We start from the raw sequence: 21,400 nt of genomic DNA on the forward strand, positions 1-21,400 counted from the left end.
AATTGGTAAACGTGTTCCCCTGGCTGCTCACCGCCTTTTTCGTGCTGTTCGGGCTATAGAAATGGCTCCGGACCTTCTGCCCGTTTATCGCCGCCTTCGCGTAAAAACTCAGAACGTACTCGGTTCCGTCCACCGGCGCGGACAGGTTGATACTGATAAGGTCACGGTATGCTGCTCCGGCTTTCAGCGTGAAGGCCATCACGCCGTTTCCGTTATATTTATCCGTACTCACGTTGCCATATCTGATCAGACTGCCGGAATCGGGGATCTGGTTCGCCCCACCCACATCCAGCGCATTCAGTGAGTTTTCCAGCGAGACGATCGCGCTGCCCTGAGTGGTCAGCGTCCCCCCCTGCTGCGTGACCGTGTTCTGCAGCGTCTGCAGCGCGCTTGCATCCGCTTTCTTGCTGACGTTGGCATTTGTTGCTGACAGATCGTTCGTCAACTTTGTTAGAGACAAACCCTGGCTGGTGAGCTTATCTTCCTGCTGACTGACAGTAGACTGCAGACCTGTGATGGCGTTGCTGTTTGCGGCCACGCCCGATTCCGTTTTCCCGACGCGGTTAGACAGCGAGGTCAGCGTATTTCCTTGGCTGGTTAACGTGGTGCCCTGCTGTTCGACCTTTTGCGTCAGCGTCTGGAGCGCGGTTGCGTCGGCTTTTTTACCCAGACTGGTTTCCAGACCGCTAATTTTGCTGGCCTGCGCGCTCTGCGCTGTCGTCAGGGAGCTCAGTTCCTCCACCACCGAGGATTTATTGTCGTTGAACTGCGCCTGCAGCGATTCTCTGGCCGTCACCTCTGCTTTATCAGCGGTGATACGCGCGTTCATCTCCTGAAACAACAGACCGGAACTCAGGTCAGCCAGATCATTACTCTCACTCGTCCCGCGTATCTGCGCGGCCAGCGTAGTTCTCTTTGTCGCTTCTACCGCATCTGCATTAGCACGGGTTGTTGCTTCTTCGCGCAATGCTGCCGTACTGGCTCCCGGAGTCGGTCGGCCAACGGCAATCCAGTCAATGGTAATGAAGTTCTCATCAGATTGATCCAATGTTAAATCAAGCCGGAACTGGATCACCGGTTTACCATCGGCACTTCCCCAAGGGATATCCTGAATACTGAGGACAGCCCTGCCGCTACTATCATAGTCCGGCTCCGCCACGGTCAGCATGCGGCTGTCATTGAACGTCTGCCCTTCATAACGCCAACGAACCTGGCCACTCCACACAGGTGTGCCCGTTTTCTTCAATCGCAACTTCAGAAAGCGATAAGCCCTGCCACTAATACTGATTACAGGAGATGTGATATAAGCATCGGTCGCATGATTTGTCGGCCTCAGCCAGCCATTTTCAATAACTGAAGGTATGCCTCCGTTGGATGTCCATCCTTCACGATCGTTATCGAAGTACCAGATAGCTTGACTGTCGAACTGCTCCCCGGTACCCGCCGAAATCTGAGCCATCTGCGTGGCCAGGGAGTTATTAATATCCTGTATTATTTGTTGAGTTGACTCGATGGCGGCCACCCGCTCATTTTTTTCATTGAGCAACTGGTCTGCCGCCTGCGCCGCTTTCGCGTTGACGTCCGCAATGCGGTCAGCGGTCTCCTGTTTTACCGCTTTATCCCAGCCCGTATTTGCCTGAGCAATGGACTGTTTCAGGCCGTTTTCAACCGTCTGCAGCTGGGATTTTAACGCCGAGTCCCCCGCAGTCAGGGCTTTATTGACATCTGCTATCTGCTGGTCGACGGAAGTATTAATATCACTCACAGCATCGTTGATGCTTTTGTTTACTGTCGAGATGGTGTCATTGAGGGTCTGATTAACGAGGTCAATATTCTCTGTTATCGACTTATTGACCGTCGCTATCTGCCCATCAACCTGCTTACGGATCCCCCCGGCGGTCTCATTAATGCTCTGGTTTATTTCGTTAACCTGCTGCTCGACCTCTTCACGGATGGCATCAGCGGTTTCCGTCAGCGTTTTGTGGGTTTCCTCCATATCCCGCTGAGATTCTTGCCAGGCTTCGGTGTCCTTAATTGCGTCGGTCAGCTTGTCGTAATACTCCCCGATATCGTCGCTGGCCATCCCCTGCACCCAGACGGTCCACGGACTTTCGTTACCAAGGCGATCGACAATGCGTGCCCGGTACCAGAACGTCGCCGCAATCTGCAGGCCCATCTGCTGATACGAGTTTCCCGGATACGTTACGTCAGAAAGCGCCATCGCGCCGTTGCCGGTTGGATTTGGGCTGTACTGCAGCTCGGTTTTTTGCGTATCGCCACTTCCCTCCGGGAACGCCCAGTTTAGTTGAACGCCATGCAGAAGGGATGTTGTGGTCAGCGAAACAGGTGCCGAAGGCAGGCCGATTTTGCCGGTCAGCGTTTTCTCTTGCGAATATGCCCAGCCGCTCGACACTTCCGCGGCATTGATAGCGCGCACCCTTACGATGTATCGGCCGGCATAAATTCCGCTGACATCAAACGAGGCAACGGAACTCCGGGGCACGTTTATCCAGTTGCCTTCATTGCGGCGCCACTGTGCTTCATAAGCAATGGCATTCTGTACTGCCGTCCAGTGAACCTGCAGCGTTTCAACGCTAATCCCCTGATTAACCACGGAATAAGACTCAACAACGATATTAGCTGGCGCGCTTTGCTTCCCTGGAGGAATAACGCTGATTGGCCGACTATCAATAATCGCACCGGAATCAATCCTGGCGTATTTATCCGGATCGTGAGCGGCTGCGGAAATTGTAAAGGTGCTATCGTTATTATCTTTAACACCCACAACACGATATTGCTGGACCCTCAGAGAGTCAGACTCAATGGCCCATACGCATTCCGGTTCTGGTCTTTCGGCATATTCAGCGGTGACGGTGACGACGTGTCCATCGACGCTCTCAATGGTTCGGCCTTGCGTCCCCCCCGATGGCAGGTTCAATAACAGACGGTCCCCGGCTTTCGCTTCCGTTTTACGATCGAGCGTAATAACGCAGCCATCCACTTCGCGGGTACGGCCACCGTTGACTTTTCCCGCCAGCATTTCGTCCGCCACCGCAATGATATAGCCGGGTTGTGGAATATTACCGTCCAGTCCGACTGAAAAAGTCACTACGCGATCTTTATTGTTGGTCAGAATTCCCCAACGCCCTTTACGGTTGGCCTCCGACTGACGGGTACAGCCAATCGCCGTAAGTTCTAGCTGATTAAATCCATAGCGGGCGACAAGCGGCTGCTCAAAAACCGGCTCCATCGCATCCGCATACTCATTCTCTGGATCAGACCATGAGACGAGCGCGTTGGTATAGCGCGTTTTGCTACTGCTGCTGGCATAGTGAAAACGACCATTGATGACGTTAGCCCTGGTATAGGTGTAATCAATATCACGAGGCATATCCGCCAGAGCAATCACCCGATCGCCACTCCAGCAGGTCATGCCACGGAAAATGGCCGCAAAATCGCGTAACACCGTATAGGCATCGTTGCGATCCTGAACATAGACGTTACATAAATAGCGCGGCTCGGTACCCTCCCCACCTTTACCATCGGGGACGGGTTCATCGCAATATCGTGCTACCTGATACAACGTCCATTTATCAATATTTTCTGAGGTAAGACGATTCCCCAGGCCAAAACGATCGCTGACGATCAGATCATAAAAAATCCAGGCCGGGTTATCCGTCCACGCCCATTTGAATGCTCCGGTCCAGATGCCTGAATATTGGCGGGTTTCCGGGTCATAGTTATCAGGAACGCGGATCACCCGCCCGCGAGGACTGCAGGCAATTTTTGGAATAGAGCCATTAAACTGACGAGAGTCAAATTCAACGTAAAGCAGGGCAGTGTTGGGATAGCGTAGTTTTGCATCAAGCACCTCAGCATAACTTTGCAGCATCATAACATCGCCAGTTTTTGAGGTATTTGCGTCTTCCGTGACCTTACGCAGGCGCAAAACCCAACCCGTCGTCGCCCGGGGGAGATCAATGCGGTGGCATCGTTCATAGCCGGAAGTGGTCTTTCCGCTTACCGCACTCTCCAGCACCGTCTGCCAGCTACCACCATCGGTTTGCAAATCAACGGCATAGCTGACGGCGTTCCCTACCAGATCGCCATTATCTTCCTGTTTCAGTAAAGATGGCCATTTTAAGCGCAGGCGGACGGCGGAAAGCTGGGTATTACTAAAAGAGCGGGACCAGGCCGTTTTGCTGGAGACTTCCACTCCTACGTTAATTTCATTTTCTGAACCGGGGATCCCCTGGATGTAATTCTGTGCCTGAGTTCCCGGTCGAAACTCCCAGGCGACGCCGCTAAAATTTTGCGAGCCGTCGGAATTTTCCAGCGGCGTACCATCAAGGTAAATATCTTTTGCGGTAAGCGCACCGGCAAATTCACCCTCGCCCAGCGCAATGAGAATTTTTGCTTTCGCAACAGACTGTAAATCATCAGGCTGTTCCGTTGGGGTACGCGGGCTTGAACTCCCGCCCTTACAACCTTTAATGAGATGCTGTGTCATAGATATTTTGTCCATAAAAAAACCACCTCAAAGGTGGTCTGAAATGAGAGAAGCCGGATATTTTACTGCTGGTCTTCTACATAAATTCCCGCTGAAATAATTGCCCCGCCGATAAGCCGCTTGCCGTATAACAACGGTACCGGATATCCCTGAGCGGTGGTGTTCGTGACCCCGCCAAATGCGTAGGAGGCTTTATTTTCAGGAGATTGTTGACTGGCTAAACCTGGAACCTGAGGAGAGAGCATCTGAAGAACGCCGCCAAGTACCATTGAGGCCCCCAGCATTGCGGCACTTCCCCACCCGGAGCCGGCAGCAATCGCGGCGAATATCCCTCCAGTGCCCATAGTGGCGATTGAAGCGACCGCGATCAATGCAACACCTAATATCGTCTGTAGCACGCCAGCTTTTTTACTACCAATAACGACAGGAACAATTCGTATTACTTTATCGTTGATGGGGAAAGGAATATCATCCTCGCTAATATTTTTCTTTCCTTTAAAAACAGCATAGGTTAATCCCATAGCTTTGCTGTTGTTCATGAATTTTTCAAATCCATTGATAGTACAACATAAAGCCCTTATCGCTTCAGATGCCGTTGCCACCATCCGACAATGAGATTTGCCAAATTTCTTACCAAGAATACCGCCCAACTCTATTCTGACCATATGTTCTTGCATAAATACTCCATCTGCAGCAGACATTATGAATAAATCATAAGTATCTATTCCGCCATTGATAATATCGTACGCTGAGTTGACTCGAGAGCAAGTCCAGCCCTCTGATGTTGAATCACATTCACTTGCTAACGCATTTCATATCGGGTGATTTAAAATCCCAACGTCTTTCAGATTTTTTCATTAGTCAACGCATTATCATTAATATGATAGCGCAAAACTTTCACCGTTCTTTCCTGCCAGTATCCCCCATACGGCACTCGCTGGCTTAAATGACCATACAGGTGATGCAGCAGCATATTTCCCTCAAGGAGAATACCCGCATGATTCCACTTATTTGCCTGTACCTGCATGATAATCATATCTCCCGGCTGCGGCGGGCCATCAAACTCGCGAAAGCCACATTGATACCAACAATCATGATAAAAGTTATCAGGGTAGCCATCTTCCCACCACGGATAATCCACACGATAATCCGTCAACTCAACATTATGCTGCTGGCGAAAATAGCTCATTACCAGTCCCCAGCAATCATAATGGCCAAGCACGAACGGACGTTCCAGCAGCGGCAATTCTCCTCGCGGATAAATGGTACGAAAATCGCCTTCCGGCCAGCTGAAAATATGCCAGGGTAACAACATCGCGTCACACTGAGCCTTATCCAGCTCGCTTGGCTGGGTCGTCGCGTCGGGGTGACTGTGGACGATCCCCGTTACGGTGCCCCAATCCTCTACCCGTGCAAAATCCTCTGGCGCAAGAACAAAATGCTCCTGGGGGTCATCGGCAATATTACGACAGGGGAAATAGCGCTCTACCCGCCCCCTTTGGGCAATCGCACCGCAGCATTCTCGAGGATATTGCTCCTGAGCATGCACCTGAATAGCCCTGATAACTTTCTGGCGCATGTTAGCTCCGAATTAAAGACGTGCCGGGAAAACCACCAAAAGGCAGCTCATTGTCTTCGCCAAAGCGTAATTTACAGGCCGACAAAGTGCCGTTACAAACATCCAGCGCCGGATCGGTAACAGGTGTATTATTGTTATCAAAATATCGCTGGCCTGTATAATCACAACCATCGCCGCTGCGGTATTTATTCCTGATACACCAGGTACAGATAGAATGCAGCTGACGCGTTGGGATCATTATTCCTTGCAAATCCATTGGACTGGCAAGCGTGAACTCAATCGCTTCATTGGTCTCCTCACTTTTGGCATCAATAAAGAAGACTTTTCGTTTTTCCTGCGTGGGGTCGGCTCTCGCATTACCTTCAGGGAAATTACGTGCGTCGAGATATTTTGCCAGCGTATCGTGAATGGTGACTTTCGCCTGAACCAGGTCATCGTAATACAAGCACAGCGCGGTAATCGAAGCATCAATATTTGCCACCTTCAGCGATGGTTGCGCGTCCCGACCGCTGGTAGAAGATTCAATCCCGTCAATAATACAAGGCCATGGCATATATTCATTGCCCTGCCACCAAATGGATTTTGCAGGCAAACGCGTTTCGTCCCCTCCAGCAGCCTGGATTTCAGCTTCGCTATGGGCGATACTGTGCCCGTGGAAATATAAGACATCATCCATGCCAAAGACGCTGCCATCAATTTCCAGTAAACGTATTTCACTCCCGGGTTCAAGTTTTTGATAATCAGCTGTAATCATGGTGCATATGCCTGGTTAAATGTGGCGGTTACCGTCATTATCTGACTCGATAATGGCGAAAGTTTTAGTGAATCGGCGCTAACACGATAAAGCCCGGATTCCCCCGCAGGGTTATCCCAGATAAACGACTTCGTTACATGACGCCGCATAAATTCAAGCACGGCTAATATCTCTTCCTTTTCTCCGGTCAAGGTCACTGGCCAGCTTTGTTTTTCAAAATGTAGACCATCGCCGACGATCTGCTGATATCCGTCGCCAAAACGAGCCTCGCGAACGGTGAAATTAAAATCCCCCTGCAAACCCGCTTGTATTTGCGTTCGCCAGGTAAAGGTTTCTATTGCCATATCTTCTCCGGGAATCAAAAAATTAACGTGCGTGGTTTGCATTCCAGATAAGGCCACCAGGCCTCAATTCATTTGCCACGCCAGCGCGAACGGAACGGTCTATCGTCTGCTGCCAGGCGCGATTTAACGCGCCGTTATTGTCGGCCGCCTGCGGTTCTGAGCCCTGATTCTGAATAAGTACTGAGGTCTGAATGGTCAGTGGCCCTGCGCCTGAAGAACCCAGTCCCAGCATTGATGCCGTTCCCACATAGCCGCCGCCCGCATACCCCTGCGCACCGCGCATCATGGCGTAAAGGTTGCCAATCCCTATCGCCGAGGTCGCCTCTTTGGTAAAAACAAATTCGCCGCCATGAACAATCCCTCTCGGCTCATATTTACCCCCGTCGCCGGTATAGCCGCCATCGGAGTGGCCCGTGAAAACTTTACCGATGGATGCTACCCAGCCAATGCCGGAATTCGACATCGCGTTAAAGGAAGCCTGCATGGCTTTTACCAACAATAATTGGCTAAGCATCTTCAGCGTCCCTTTCAGAAAGGTCATCAGGAAATCACTAAAATTCGCCTTTCCTGTGGTTATATATTCCACCAGCGAGTTTCCCATTGAGCTAAAAGCGTCTTTAGCTAAATCCTTAAGCTTGCCATGAACGTTTTCTCCATCCTTAAGGAATTTATCCCACGCCTCTTTGGCTCCTGCCATTAAACCGCCGAGCCAATCGCTCTTCCCCCCTTTTTCCGTATCATCGTCAGAACGCTCTTCCATATTTGCGCCTGGGCGAAAAACTTTTGGCGTATTACCCAGTTCTTCTTTTGGAGGGCTACATATTCCTGCCAGTGAATCCCAGTAACTTTTAGAGCCTGACGTTATATTGTAGGTCTCATCCTCAGATTTCTTTATCATATCCTGAAGTATGGATCCCATTCTGGCTGGAGGAAGGGGTAACGTCTGTATTAACCTTTTCAGGCCATCCGTATGCTTTTTCTGGATATCTGTTGCAGCACGAAAAGTCTTATTAAACTCTTCACTTTTACGGCTGGCGACAGTTACTTTCTGTTGATATTTATCCAGAAGCTGATTGCTTTTTTCCAGTTCACTGTTATTCATGCGCAGTGTTATTGTTGTATCACCCGCCATTGATTATCTCCTGAAAGAATAAACCAACTACTTATCTGGTTTACATTGATTAATAATGTGAACATACTTCTGCTAAAACCCAGGCTAGTTCTGTAGTTTATTCAGGATATTCAAGGCCACCCGTTCCATTACCTGAATATCGTTTATTGCGGTTACCTCATCAGCTATATCATAAACCCTCATGAGCCATGCGAGGACACTGTAGTCCAGACCGATAACCCCTCCTGGACTGGTGCGCCACTGCGTGCTGGCCGTGCGAAAGACCACAAACGCAGGCCAGATATCGGGCCAGACGTTGATGACAATATCGTCATAGTCTTCGGCTGTCAGACCGAATGCGCTTAGCTCATCCGCTGATGGTTCAGGCGTATAGAATGCAGAGGCAACCGCAATCAGTTTTTTTCGCGATTTCCCGTCAGCTCCTGATAATAAGTAGCCATTATTGCTTTAACGGCCCCCGGATAGTTATCTACCAGCACGCCCATATTTTCTCGCGTACAGGGTTCAGATAATGCCCAGCCGTCGACGATCTCCAGTAAGAAATCACAGACCGTTTTTTCGTCAATATCTTCTAGCTCTGCCAGTTCTTTTATTGGCCGATGCTTAAACGTAAAATTCAGCACTCCGTCTTCTTCACCGGCACGAGGAATAGCAACATCAGCTTTAAAAACAGGGTTAGGTTGTAATTTGAAAATAGCGCTCATAAATACCCTTAAAAAAGGCTCCCGCAGGAGCCCAGTTGAATTTAATTTATGTTCCACAGATAAGGAGAACGATTAATCTTCCGATTTATAGAAAGTAATATCCCGAGAGTGAATGGAAAACGCGACTTGTACAGTTTCAACGCTATTCACCGCGGTCACTGGTTGCGGATCAAATGACGGAACGCCGGACCAATAGCGATACTCCTTCGCATTAGGCACAAACATGCGTAGCGGTAACACCTGGCCGTAGCGATCCGCCATGCCCAATACTTTATAGATCGGTAAAGAAGCATCATGCGCTAAGGTAAAGGTTTGGCTTTTAGCCGCCTTAAAGGTGCCAATATTACGCTGGCGATCGTCTGCCAGAAACTGTACCTGTGCATACTGCTGTTCACCACCCGACTGCGCGACTTCCGTAATCTGTGGAATCTCAATCCACTCCGTGATTTTCTGTAATTTCCCGCCACCGGCATGAGCCGGGAAAAAATTCCGGTCGCTGGAGTTAATGACCGAAATGGTTACGCTATTTGTTGTTTGTGCGGTGATTCTGGCAACTAAACCATCGATTACACCCCAACCCGAAGAAATCAGCACGACATCATCAACCTTAAGGTTATGATTTTCAGCAACGGTAAATACCGCACCTTCAGCATTGGAAACCGTACTCACAGATACGGGAGAACCAAGACCGGAACCAACAAAAACGGTTGAGCCATTAGGCAGAGCAAAACCCATAATAATATCTCCATTATTGATATTTAAATATTTGAATGCATTTTATCAATGCGAATAGCTTGTTTAATTATGACTTATTGTTGCGCCATAGTGATTACGCTTTAACACCACATCACTTTTCAGGAATTTGTGTGGCTGCCGTTCTGTAATACGCTATCAGGGATACGTTTTGCCACCGGCTCATTTTCAAAAATTTTCATACCATACTGGCCGATCCAGGTTGCATTTTGGTTAACATTACTCAAAATAAAATCCATAACTTCAATCATTAACTCTTCAATGAGAGCCGCAGAATTATCACGCCACCAGGTTTCAATAGCGGCGAGAAGAGAGTCGGAGCCATTAGCAATAAACTGCTCGCCAATACTATAACGTTTCGCTTTATTTTCATCAGTAATGCAGTGCAACTTACTGATTTGTAAAATTTCCGCTGATGGCCCCATGGTTTGAACGGTGAGCGTTGCGACTTTATTACCAGTTTCCTCAGCAATGGCAGATGAGTAAAACATTGAGAGGGTTAAATCATTAGATGTATACATATTCACTTTCTCCAGATTTCAGTTACTGAACAAATTAGATTAATAAAACAGAAAATTACATAGCTATCCGAGCCCTTAACCAACCATATATAAATGATTTATTAGCCTCACTTTTTTCTGCTAACTCCAGATAATACTGCCCCTGGCTACAGTTTAATGCCCGGAGCAGTACAAGCTCCCCTTCACTGCCTCTTCGAATAACATAATGGCTCAAGGCATTTAAGGTCCTGGGGCCAATAACACCATCGGTTATAAGATCCGGATAAAGTACTCCACGATGATTAAAAGCGTTTAACCAGCGTTGAAGCCACTTACCCGGCAGAACAGGCCCCATATTGACCCCGGCGTCACACAGTTTTTCAGCGATCGCGGTAGATATTTCAGCAACATGATCGAACCGGGGCGCAATCCAGTAGTCAGCGTTGAGAATATCCAGCGCCTGTTGGCGCGTCAGTTTTTGCATATCGCCATCATAACCATGAGCCCGTGCGGTGACTTGAGTAATCCCCCAGTTTGTCGGACCTCCTTTATCATCAGGATGATTTACATAACCGCCCTCCTTTTCCAGAATGGCATTAAAAATCTCATCTTTATTCATTTATTCCTCATTTATCGATTAAATGCGCAATATTCCCCCTCACCAGGAACACGGCAATAAAGACAAAAAAATTCACGGTAACAACCAACCAGTGGGTCGACGTATACAAGCCGAAGAGATAACGAAACGGTATGCTGGCATAGGTGATTACCAGCAAATAAGCCGTATACGATATCCATGGTCGATACCTCCTGTACCGGGCGCGCCGATAAAACATTAAGGTTAGGGTGATCAAAGCGCAGAGAACGGCATTAAGCAGCGCGGGAAGTTCATTTCCCATTCGGGCGCCCACTATTGTTGCGGGTTAGTATTTTGTAGAGGTCGGTTAGTTCTTGATTATTCAGGAACGTGAGTATCTTAATAATCAGCGCGGATATCAGCACGGCGCCTAACGCGTCTAAAGGTCGTTCATTGTATCCGGTCCAGATAGCCAGCTTCGTACCAATTAACCCGGAGCCCAGAACACCGACAATAAAAGAAGTCATAAAATAGGCAGCGAGTCTAAAACGCGTGATATTAACCGCCGTCGCAACATAAAATACCGCGCCGGCAAAAGCCCCAAAAACAACGCCATAATCAATACCTGTCACCAGGCCAAACATACCAGCGCCCATTAATCCACCAGCAACAATTATCGACGTACCGGAAACAGGATCGGACATATACCCTCCCTTCTTTCACTATGAGTTATGATGGTAAATAACGAAGCGCAGGGTCATTTTTCCTGGCACTAAGGCGTTACCTCGCCGTTACTTTCTTTCTTTTTTGCAAACCAAGCGCATAAATTGCCCTCTGGAAGAGCCAGGTTCCTGGCTGCGCATACTGGTGTGCAAATTCTTGCTGATAAATGATGGTCGCTCGCTCAATTTGCCGTTTATATTCCTCGCGCTGCCAAAAAATATCCTGTGCCACAAATTTAATCGGCAATGCGTCCTCAATACGTTCAGGCGTATGGTGCTTCCCTTTTGCCTGAATCTGAGCGCGGGACGGAGTGGGCCGATGGATAAGATCTGAACTGAGCGTTTGCGGATTTTGTAAGTGGGAGCGCTGCGCGCGACGTCGGCCCGCAGCGGAGCCATTAAACGCGGTTTTACGGGACATTGCGGTCTCCTTTAATGGGCTTTGGCGGAATGCCTTCGGCAATCGGATCCTTGCCAATGGCTTCACCCCAAAGCGCACTGCGCCATGGCGCTGGCTTTTCAGCCACGTAGATTCAGTTATGAATCGTTGTATTTCATCATCCGGATAGTGCTGCCTATCAAGCTGATGACAGAAGAATACCTCAGGGTTATTTAAAAATAAATACCCATAGGTATACTTTATGACAAAAACACATTAACCAATTGAAAATATTGAAAATATTTTTGAAAAAAAAGTGGTATGCCGCGTAAAAACAGCTGAAAAGGTCCGAGGCGGGTAGTGTTGAACAGCGGGTCACAGGATTGAGGGGTGAGAAGCCGCAGGTATGCCCGGCGTACAGGTGGCATACCCGGGTAATGCTTATGGCTGAGCTCAGGGTTTATGACAGAAACAGGATGGCGAAGCTGCGCGGCAATGAACGCCTTTAAACAAAGCGTTTAACGCTGTGGCTATAAATCACGCGACCAATGATCTTCAGATACTGTTCATGGCTTTCGCCAATCGTCCAGTCCGCATATTTGCTGTTATCCGAGTGAACGAGCAGCCCATCCGCCGTGAACTGAAGACGTTTCACCAGCACCGCGCCTTTAAAAGAAAAGACATAAATGCCGTCACCTTCAAAGTAGTCTTTCGAGACATCGACAAAAATGTAGTCACCGGTCTCAATGGTGCCGGACATGCTATCGCCGGAGACCGTGATCACCTTGATATGCTCTGCGGGCCGGTTACCAAAAAGCCGCAGCGCGCCGGCAGAGTCATAGGTGATGCTATTCACCGTTTCATCAACCTCACTGGAGACAATGCAGCCCGGCCCTGCGCTGGCCTGGGCATCCAGAACCTCAATGACATATGGCATCTGCGGCGAATCCTCTACCGGTTCTCGCTCGATATCAATATTACCGGTGATACCGTCCATCCATCCACGGGGCAGATTGAACGAAGATTCAATAAGTTCGACCATCTCGTCAGCTATCCTTTTCTTTTGCTTTTTGCCTTCGGGGTAGAGCATCCTTGAGACGTAAGAAGGCTCCCGTCCAAGGGTTCGGGCCACATCAACAGCCTTACCGCCGCATAAATTATCACGGATATAGAGCAAGCGCTGTCGTCTGATTTCGTATTTATCCATCGCAATGATTCTAACGCCATTTACCATCAGGTATCTAAAATATAGCAAAACTCGAATAAATTACCTACAGGTAATTAAGACAGTGTTGTCGGTCAGGAGGCTTTGACTGGCGAAATTCGCCACACTGCTACTTATGGAAAAATGACGCCACTGATTTTGGTGTAGGGTGTCGTTCATACGTAGGCACCTATGTAATACCTTGAATTAATTTATCTGAACTATGGATTTTGTCGCTACTGGAGATCAAAAAATCATGTTCCTCTGGGGTCTATACTTAAACAGTGATTCACAAACCCGGTCCCCCTGCCCGTAGCGATGCAGGTAACGCAACCCCGTTACCAGGCAGGTGAGATACGAACTTTCCGCTACCGGTGGAATCGCGCCGATAGCGGTTTCGCAGAAGAGCTCAGCGAGTGCTCAGCGTGTATCAATGGGCATAAAAACTTTTTTTATCAAAAATTTAGCAATGTGAGTATTGATATGATCACTATCGACGGTAATGGCGCGGTTGCTTCAGTCGCGTTTCGCACCAGTGAAGTTATCGCCATCTACCCGATCACGCCCAGCTCCACGATGGCGGAGCAGGCGGACGCCTGGGCGGGCAACGGGCTGAAAAACGTCTGGGGCGATGTTCCCCGCGTCGTCGAAATGCAGTCGGAAGCCGGGGCAATCGGCGCCGTACACGGCGCGCTGCAAACCGGCGCCCTCTCGACCTCTTTTACTTCATCGCAGGGTTTACTGCTGATGATCCCGACACTGTACAAACTGGCCGGCCAGCTGATGCCGTTTGTTCTGCACGTCGCCGCCCGCACCGTGGCAACCCACGCGCTCTCCATATTCGGCGATCACTCGGACGTCATGGCCGTGCGTCAGACCGGCTGCGCGATGCTCTGCGCCAGCAGCGTCCAGGAAGCCCAGGACTTTGCGCTGATTTCGCATATCGCCACGCTGCAAAGCCGGGTGCCATTTATTCATTTCTTTGATGGTTTCCGCACCTCGCACGAAATCAACAAAATCGCCCCGCTGGCGGACGATACCCTTCTCAGCCTGCTGCCGCAGGATAAAATCGATGAACATCGCCAGCGCGCCCTGAACCCCGAACATCCGGTAATCCGCGGCACCTCAGCGAATCCGGATACCTACTTCCAGTCACGTGAAGCAACTAACCCGTGGTACGACGCGGTTTACGCGCACGTTGAAACGGCGATGAACGATTTTGCCGCCGCCACCGGGCGTCAGTACAAACCGTTTGAGTTCTACGGCCATCCACAAGCCGAGCGCGTTATCGTGATTATGGGCTCCGCAATCGGCACCTGTGAGGAAGTGGTTGATGAACTGCTGAGCCGCGGTGAAAAAGTCGGTGTACTGAAAGTTCGTCTTTACCGCCCCTTCTCCGCAGCCCACCTGCTGGAAGCGCTGCCGGTAAGCGCCCGCGCCGTAGCGGTGCTTGACCGCACCAAGGAACCGGGCGCCCAGGCTGAGCCGCTGTATCTCGACGTGATGACCGCGCTGGCGGAAGCCTTCAACCGCGGCGAGCGAGAAACCCTGCCGCGTACCATTGGCGGCCGCTACGGTCTCTCTTCAAAAGAGTTCGGGCCGGAGTGCGTCCTGGCGATATTCAACGAACTGAGCGCCGCTAAACCCAAGCCGCGCTTTACCGTCGGCATCTACGATGACGTCACCAATCTTTCGCTGCCGCTGGTAGAAAACACGCTGCCGTCGGAGGCGAAGCTGGAAGCCCTGTTTTACGGGCTCGGCAGCGACGGCAGCGTCTCGGCCACCAAAAACAATATCAAGATTATCGGTAACTCGACGCCCTGGTTCTCGCAGGGCTATTTCGTCTATGATTCGAAAAAGGCCGGCGGCCTGACGGTTTCCCATCTGCGCGTTAGCGAGAAGCCGATTCGTTCTTCCTATCTGATTTCACAGGCGGATTTCGTCGGCTGCCACCAGCTGCAGTTTATCGACAAGTATCAGATGGTTGAACGCCTGAAGCCCGGCGGTATTTTCCTGCTCAACACGCCTTACGGCGCCGAAGAGGTCTGGTCGCGTCTGCCGCAGGAAGTCCAGGCCACGCTGAATCAGAAAAAAGCGCGGTTTTATATCGTTAACGCGGCAAAAATCGCCCGCGAGTGTAGCCTTGGAGCGCGTATCAACACCGTCATGCAGATGGCCTTTTTCCATCTGACGCAGATCCTGCCGGGCGATAGCGCGCTGGCGGAGCTGCAGGGCGCGATTGCTAAAAGCTACAGCAGCAAAGGTCAGGAGCTGGTCGAACGCAACTGGCAGGCGCTGGCCCTGGCCCGCGAGTCGCTGGCGGAAGTGCCGCTGCAGCAGGTCGATGCCAACAGCCCGAACCGCCCGCCGGTCGTCTCCGACGCCGCGCCGGATTTCGTCAAAACCGTGACCGCCGCCATGCTGGCCGGGCTCGGCGATGCGCTTCCGGTCTCCGCCCTGCCGCCGGACGGTACCTGGCCGATGGGCACCACCCGCTGGGAAAAACGCAATATCGCCGAAGAGATCCCTATCTGGAAGGAAGAACTTTGCACCCAGTGTAACCACTGCGTGGCCGCCTGCCCGCACTCGGCAATCCGCGCGAAAGTGGTCTCCCCGGACGCGATGGAAAATGCCCCGGCCAGCCTGCATTCTCTGGACGTTAAATCCCGCGATATGCGCGGCCAGAAGTACGTTCTGCAGGTCGCGCCTGAAGATTGTACCGGCTGTAATCTCTGCGTCGAGGTTTGCCCGGCCAAAGACAGGCAGAATCCGGAAATCAAGGCCATCAATATGATGTCGCGCCTTGAACATGTTGAAGAAGAGAAAGTGAACTATGACTACTTCCTCAATCTGCCGGAAATGGACCGCAGCAAGCTGGAGCGTATCGATATCCGCACCTCGCAGCTGATCAGCCCGCTGTTCGAATACTCCGGCGCCTGCTCCGGCTGCGGCGAAACGCCGTATATCAAGCTGCTGACTCAGCTCTACGGCGACCGGATGCTGATTGCCAACGCCACCGGTTGTTCATCGATTTACGGCGGCAACCTGCCTTCCACGCCCTACACCACCGATGCCCACGGCCGCGGGCCGGCGTGGGCTAACTCGCTGTTCGAGGATAACGCCGAGTTTGGTCTCGGTTTCCGCCTCACCGTCGATCAGCACCGTCAGCGCGTAATGCGTCTGCTGTCGCAGTTCGCCGATAAACTTCCGCCCGCGCTTAACGACGCGCTGCACGCGGAAGTAACGCCTGAAGTACGCCGCGAACAGGTGGCCGAGCTGCGTAAGGTTCTGGCAAATGAAGCCGACGCGAAAGAGCTGCTAACCGACGCCGACGCGCTGGTCGAGAAATCGATCTGGCTAATCGGTGGCGATGGCTGGGCCTACGATATCGGCTTCGGCGGTCTTGACCACGTGCTGAGCCTGACCGAAAACGTCAATATTCTGGTGCTCGATACCCAATGCTATTCCAACACCGGCGGCCAGGCATCAAAAGCCACCCCGCTGGGGGCGGTCACCAAGTTTGGCGAACACGGTAAGCGCAAGGCGCGCAAAGACCTCGGCGTCAGCATGATGATGTACGGCCACGTTTACGTCGCGCAGATTTCCCTTGGCGCGCAGCTGAACCAGACGGTAAAAGCGATTCAGGAAGCGGAAGCGTATCCGGGCCCGTCGCTGATTATTGCCTACAGCCCTTGCGAAGAACACGGTTACGATCTGGCGCTGAGCCACGATCAGATGCGTCAGCTGACCGCGACCGGATTCTGGCCGCTGTATCGCTTTGACCCGCGTCGCGCCGATGAAGGTAAACTTCCGCTGGCGCTGGACTCCCGTCCGCCGTCAGACGCGCTGGCAGAAACGCTCCTGAACGAGCAGCGCTTCCGCCGCCTTAACGCGCAGCAGCCGGAAGTCGCGGAACAGCTGTGGAAGGATGCGACGGCGGATTTACAAAAACGCTATGACTTCCTTGCCCAGCTGGCCGGTAAGGTGGAAAAACCGGCAACCGAAAGCTAATTTACTGACGTTTTTTTAGCCACCCATAAAAAAAGCCCGAATATTCATTCGGGCTTGTCATTTTACCGCTCAATAAAAACCATTCTCAGGAACGGAGGGCAACATAAATTCTTAGATGACAATAAAAGGCATATAACGGGCGGATAATACGATATTAAAATCACCGTGTATAATTTTTATTTTGTATGTATTTCACAAAATCATTCATTATAATTATCACCATTTCAGTTGAATTATTTATTTTAGATTTTACTCATATCGTAACAATTGATATTTACCATATCTTAATTTGCTCATTTAGCATGAGTTCACTTCCCAGGAGGAAGCTAAAACAAAAACCGTTAAAGGATTGTCTAAATGAAAAGAAAAGTACTGGCCCTCGTTATCCCGGCATTGTTAGCTGCTGGCGCTGCTCACTCTGCTGAGATTTATAATAAAGACGGAAATAAACTGGACCTCTATGGCAAGGTAGATGGTCTGCATTATTTCTCCGATGATTCATCTAAAGATGGCGATCAATCCTACGTCCGTCTTGGCTTCAAAGGCGAAACTCAGATTAACGATCAGCTGACCGGCTACGGTCAGTGGGAATATAACGTTCAGGCGAACAATACCGAAGGCGCCGACAACCAGTCCTGGACCCGTCTGGCGTTTGCGGGTCTGAAATTCGCTAACTACGGTTCATTCGACTATGGCCGTAACTACGGCGTACTGTACGACGTAGAAGGCTGGACCGATATGCTGCCAGAGTTCGGCGGCGACTCCTACACCCAGGCCGATAACTTTATGACCGGCCGCGCTAACGGCGTAGCGACCTACCGTAACAATGACTTCTTCGGTCTGGTTAACGGCCTGAACTTCGCCCTGCAGTATCAGGGTAAAAATGAAAACGCCGGCAGCGGCGAAGGCACCAACAACGGCGATCGCAGCGTACGTAACGCCAACGGCGACGGTTTTGGTCTGTCAACTTCTTATGATTTCGGTATGGGTATCAGCGCTGCCGCCGCCTACACCTCTTCTGACCGTACCAACGATCAGATGACCCGAACTACCGCACAGGGCGATAAAGCGGAAGCCTGGACTACCGGCCTGAAATACGATGCCAACAATATTTACCTGGCAACCATGTATTCCGAAACCCGCAACATGACGCCATACGGTAACGGCAACGGCGTCGCCAATAAAACCCAGAACTTTGAAGTAACTGCGCAGTATCAGTTCGACTTTGGTCTGCGTCCGGCGGTCTCTTTCCTGATGTCTAAAGGTAAAGATTTGAGCAAAACCGATGGTGACAAAGATCTGGTTAAATATGCTGACATTGGTGCGACTTATTACTTCAACCGTAATATGTCCACCTACGTTGATTACAAAATCAACCTGCTGGACGAAGACGATAGCTTCTATTCCAACAACGGCATCTCTACCGATGACGTGGTTGCTTTAGGCCTGGTTTACCAGTTCTAATCTGCGGGCCCGCTGGCAACGGCGGGCTTTCTCTTCCCCTCCCGGCCATCGACTTCATTCAAAGCAAAACAATATATCAATTGCTTTAAAATAATCGACCGATGAATGTTATATTGCTACCAGGAACCGCCGTAGCCGTAGAGGACGCCCGCCATGCACCATCATCCCGTGAAATCATCCCGTATCCATTCCATCGCCTACGATGAGTCCTCCGGTATTCTTGAAATTCGTTTTCGCGATAACAAAACCCTACAGTATCTCGGCGTCCCGCCGCGCATTTTCCGCGACTTTCTCCAGGTGGTTTCTAAAGGCCGTTTTTACGACGGCGTGATCAAAGGTAAATTTACTGAACGCCGCCGTGCCTGATGGCGAAAGTGTGATTGCGCTCAATGTACAATAATCAACTGGATGGCCTACACTTTAAGTGGTTACTTAAACAGGAGGTTTTATGAACAGAATGATTCTTGTGCCCATCGATATTTCCGATACAGAATTAACCGATCGCGTTATCAAGCATGTTGAAGCTGAAGCCAGAATCGATGATGCCGAGGTGCATTTCCTGACCGTCATTCCCTCCCTTCCCTATTACGCTTCGCTGGGAATGGCTTACACCGCAGAGCTGCCGGCGATGGATGACCTCAAAGCCGAATCGGAATCGCGGCTGAAAGAGATTGTGAAAAAGTTTACTATTCCGGAAGACCGTGTCCATTTACACGTTTCCGAGGGTTCGCCAAAAGATAAAATCCTTGCTATGGCGAAGTCTCTCCCCGCGGATCTGGTGATTATCTCTTCGCACCGTCCCGATATCACCACCTATCTGCTGGGCTCTAACGCCGCCGCCGTTGTCCGCCATGCGGAATGTTCGGTGCTGGTCGTGCGGTAAACCTACTCTGCCCGCCGCTGTGCGGGCTTTTTTTCCGCAATCTGAGCACTGGGCCGTACCCGCAGCATCGCAGATAGGGGAATCATTTACCTGGTACTATAAAAATTAGTACGTTGTGTCTTTTTCATTTTGCTGTATAAAACCTTTGCCCGAACATGGGTATGTTTTACAACAATTATAGGGATGAAATGAAAAAGTTAATTATGGTAGTTTTCGCCGCAGCCGCTATTTCTGGTTGCGCCCAGCAGAGCTTCTCGGTAAATCCTGGCGTCACCGTTCAACCTCAGCAGGTCACCACTCACCACTTCTTTGTCAGCGGCATTGGCCAGTCGAAGCAAATTGATGCTGCCAAAGTCTGCGGCGGCGCCGACAAAGTAGTCCGTACTGAAGTGCAGCAGACTTTTGTCAACGGCCTGCTGGGTTTTGTCACCCTGGGTATTTATACTCCGCGTGAAGCGCGCGTCTATTGCGCTAAATAATTGCCGGCGGCAGGCATCATCATTGCCTGCCCATTTCCCTTTCGGTTCAATTGCCTTCTCTTTGCCCGGACAAACTCATCTTTTCGCGCCCCTACCTGAAGGTTACCTGATGCATTCGTGAAGCGTATCTTTGTTCGTGGCGGATTTTGCGCCACAGGTAGAGCATACGAGGAGATAAATGAAATGCCGGCACACGAGGATAAGCGCCTTGCATTTACCTTCGGTTTTTAGCAATTCCCGGGCGATCCCTTTGTGCTGCCACAATCCATCCTCTGAAGCATTCGGGTGATATGGCCGTGGATAATGGAGTGCCCTCAGAGCGGGAGACACTCCATACTGATTATCGCGCGCTCCGGGATTAGCGAGTTTTGCTTGCTATATCCACGGGCGGTAATGATTTAGAATCGATATTGAAGTCCGGCTGTGATGGTATAGTTTTTATTTGCAATGCCGGCAGCATCTCCCCCAATTGAAGCTGATTCACCGCTATAGGTATCAATAATCTGAGTGCCTCCCTTACCCTCTTCATATTTACTATAGGTGAATTCAGTAAAAACTTTGGCATGAGGCGTGATGTAATACCCGGCATCAACCGATGTACCATAATAACGCGAATTAGTTGATTTCTCGCGAAAGGTCAACTCACGCATATAGTGTTCGTCGTTATCATGAGCTCTGACCCAATCACTGAATTTAAACAAGGCATTAAACTCAAAGTCATTGATACGATATTGACCCGCGAGACCGATATAGGGCATGGAGAATCTCTGGCTGTATCCTATCCCACGCTCACCGGTCGGAAAATTGCCAGTCGTCGCACCGTTATCATAATTGTAAGAACCTCCGGTAGCCGTCCAGCTGAAACGCGTTTCCTGATAACCCGCAATTACGCCCGCTTTATAATTGTCGTCCTGGAAAAGCCAGCCCTGCACGCTGAGATCGTATTCATTGGCATAATTGACATTGGTGCTGGGATGAGATGAATGATCTGTCCAACCGGACTGGTTATCGTTCATCCAGTCATAGTCATCCATATGTCCTGAACCTGAAGCCAACGACGTCCAGCCGCGGGCGGTCAGCGTCAAAAAGGAGTAGGCATCCCATGAGATATCACCTTTCACAATGGCGACATTCTTTATTTTCCAGTCAAGTTGACTGACCTTTCGCCCCGTATCCGCGTCATAAACTCTCTCCTGTGATTTCCCACTCAGCATCCCTGCAGACGTCGATACAGTAAAACTTTCCGCAGAAAAATTTGGGCTTAGCTGCATTGACTCGGCATAAGCTGATCCTGAAAGAGTCGCTATCATCATTACTGCAACGGTACTTTTTTTCATTTTTATTCCCATAATCAAAGTTAATCCATAAGTTGCAGTGAAAGTTTAAATCTCATAAAAACATCAGG

General features: G+C 50.3%; 21 protein-coding genes. 5 read left to right on the forward strand and 16 right to left on the reverse strand.

Translation table 11 applies throughout. The annotated features are described in order from the left end of the window. From SIK97_RS28000 to SIK97_RS28070, 15 genes are all read right to left on the reverse strand, one after another. A partial coding sequence (locus SIK97_RS28000; protein ID WP_319610977.1) for a host specificity protein J occupies positions 1-4,510 on the reverse strand: 4,510 nt, incomplete at its 3' end. A 62-nt stretch (positions 4,511-4,572) separates the two neighbouring features. Further along, positions 4,573-5,187, reverse strand: coding sequence for a tail assembly protein (locus tag SIK97_RS28005; protein ID WP_004850357.1), 615 nt, complete (start codon positions 5,185-5,187; stop codon positions 4,573-4,575). Between the two features lie 167 nt (positions 5,188-5,354). Next, positions 5,355-6,089 carry a C40 family peptidase gene (locus tag SIK97_RS28010; RefSeq protein ID WP_032749340.1) on the reverse strand — a complete coding sequence of 245 codons (735 nt, stop codon included), beginning with the start codon at positions 6,087-6,089 and terminating at the stop codon, positions 5,355-5,357. 1 nt (position 6,090) lies between these two features. Next, positions 6,091-6,843: a phage minor tail protein L gene (locus SIK97_RS28015; RefSeq protein WP_025107965.1), complete on the reverse strand. Its 753-nt coding sequence runs from the start codon at positions 6,841-6,843 to the stop codon at positions 6,091-6,093. Continuing rightward, positions 6,840-7,187, reverse strand: a complete 348-nt coding sequence (locus tag SIK97_RS28020) for a phage tail protein (RefSeq protein ID WP_032749341.1) — start codon at positions 7,185-7,187, stop codon at positions 6,840-6,842. Before SIK97_RS28020 ends, SIK97_RS28015 begins: the two co-directional genes overlap by 4 nt. A gap of 22 nt (positions 7,188-7,209) precedes the next feature. Further along, positions 7,210-8,319 (reverse strand): phage tail tape measure protein, encoded by a 1,110-nt coding sequence (locus SIK97_RS28025; protein WP_032749342.1) that lies wholly within the window; start codon positions 8,317-8,319, stop codon positions 7,210-7,212. A gap of 84 nt (positions 8,320-8,403) precedes the next feature. Continuing rightward, entirely contained in the window at positions 8,404-8,715 is a 312-nt protein-coding gene (locus tag SIK97_RS28030) for a DUF1799 domain-containing protein (protein WP_032749343.1), read from the reverse strand. Then, complete coding sequence (locus tag SIK97_RS28035; protein WP_004850345.1) at positions 8,712-9,023, reverse strand: phage tail assembly chaperone; 312 nt, start codon at positions 9,021-9,023, stop codon at positions 8,712-8,714. The genes SIK97_RS28030 and SIK97_RS28035 overlap by 4 nt, the downstream gene beginning before the upstream one ends. 72 nt (positions 9,024-9,095) lie before the next feature. Then, positions 9,096-9,758 carry a phage tail protein gene (locus tag SIK97_RS28040; protein ID WP_057173686.1) on the reverse strand — a complete coding sequence of 221 codons (663 nt, stop codon included), beginning with the start codon at positions 9,756-9,758 and terminating at the stop codon, positions 9,096-9,098. 119 nt (positions 9,759-9,877) lie between these two features. Beyond that, a complete protein-coding gene (locus SIK97_RS28045; RefSeq protein ID WP_004850340.1) occupies positions 9,878-10,297 on the reverse strand; it encodes a hypothetical protein in 420 nt (139 codons plus the stop codon). Between the two features lie 55 nt (positions 10,298-10,352). Then, entirely contained in the window at positions 10,353-10,895 is a 543-nt protein-coding gene (locus tag SIK97_RS28050; protein WP_004850338.1) for a glycoside hydrolase family 108 protein, read from the reverse strand. Positions 10,896-10,902: 7 nt separating this feature from the next. Then, positions 10,903-11,175 (reverse strand): phage holin family protein, encoded by a 273-nt coding sequence (locus SIK97_RS28055; RefSeq protein ID WP_032749344.1) that lies wholly within the window; start codon positions 11,173-11,175, stop codon positions 10,903-10,905. Then, on the reverse strand, positions 11,165-11,557 hold the full coding sequence (locus tag SIK97_RS28060; RefSeq protein ID WP_009653048.1) for a phage holin family protein: 393 nt from the start codon (positions 11,555-11,557) through the stop codon (positions 11,165-11,167). Before SIK97_RS28060 ends, SIK97_RS28055 begins: the two co-directional genes overlap by 11 nt. Before the next feature lie 76 nt (positions 11,558-11,633). Beyond that, entirely contained in the window at positions 11,634-11,996 is a 363-nt protein-coding gene (locus SIK97_RS28065) for a hypothetical protein (protein ID WP_014229124.1), read from the reverse strand. 463 nt (positions 11,997-12,459) lie between these two features. Continuing rightward, positions 12,460-13,161 (reverse strand): helix-turn-helix transcriptional regulator, encoded by a 702-nt coding sequence (locus SIK97_RS28070; protein ID WP_046877232.1) that lies wholly within the window; start codon positions 13,159-13,161, stop codon positions 12,460-12,462. Between the two features lie 480 nt (positions 13,162-13,641). Here SIK97_RS28070 and nifJ point away from each other — a divergent pair, with 480 nt between their 5' ends. The 5 genes from nifJ to SIK97_RS28095 all read left to right on the forward strand — a co-directional run bounded on the left by nifJ (position 13,642) and on the right by SIK97_RS28095 (position 19,995). Then, a complete protein-coding gene (nifJ, locus tag SIK97_RS28075; protein WP_032750138.1) occupies positions 13,642-17,169 on the forward strand; it encodes a pyruvate:ferredoxin (flavodoxin) oxidoreductase in 3,528 nt (1,175 codons plus the stop codon). Between the two features lie 357 nt (positions 17,170-17,526). After that, positions 17,527-18,633: a porin OmpC gene (gene ompC, locus SIK97_RS28080; RefSeq protein ID WP_009652979.1), complete on the forward strand. Its 1,107-nt coding sequence runs from the start codon at positions 17,527-17,529 to the stop codon at positions 18,631-18,633. A 153-nt stretch (positions 18,634-18,786) separates the two neighbouring features. Next, positions 18,787-18,999, forward strand: a complete 213-nt coding sequence (locus SIK97_RS28085) for a KTSC domain-containing protein (protein ID WP_004850325.1) — start codon at positions 18,787-18,789, stop codon at positions 18,997-18,999. Positions 19,000-19,081: 82 nt separating this feature from the next. Beyond that, entirely contained in the window at positions 19,082-19,516 is a 435-nt protein-coding gene (gene uspF, locus SIK97_RS28090; protein ID WP_004101601.1) for a universal stress protein UspF, read from the forward strand. A gap of 188 nt (positions 19,517-19,704) precedes the next feature. Then, positions 19,705-19,995, forward strand: a complete 291-nt coding sequence (locus tag SIK97_RS28095) for a Bor family protein (RefSeq protein ID WP_014229121.1) — start codon at positions 19,705-19,707, stop codon at positions 19,993-19,995. Positions 19,996-20,393: 398 nt separating this feature from the next. On the opposite strand, the gene SIK97_RS28100 is transcribed toward SIK97_RS28095, so the two are convergent. Then, a complete protein-coding gene (locus tag SIK97_RS28100; protein ID WP_025107976.1) occupies positions 20,394-21,332 on the reverse strand; it encodes an omptin family outer membrane protease in 939 nt (312 codons plus the stop codon). Positions 21,333-21,400 lie beyond the last annotated feature (68 nt).

This window comes from Klebsiella sp. JN_Kp126 (assembly GCF_033843325.1).
Classification (GTDB): Bacteria; Pseudomonadota; Gammaproteobacteria; order Enterobacterales; family Enterobacteriaceae; genus Klebsiella; species Klebsiella michiganensis.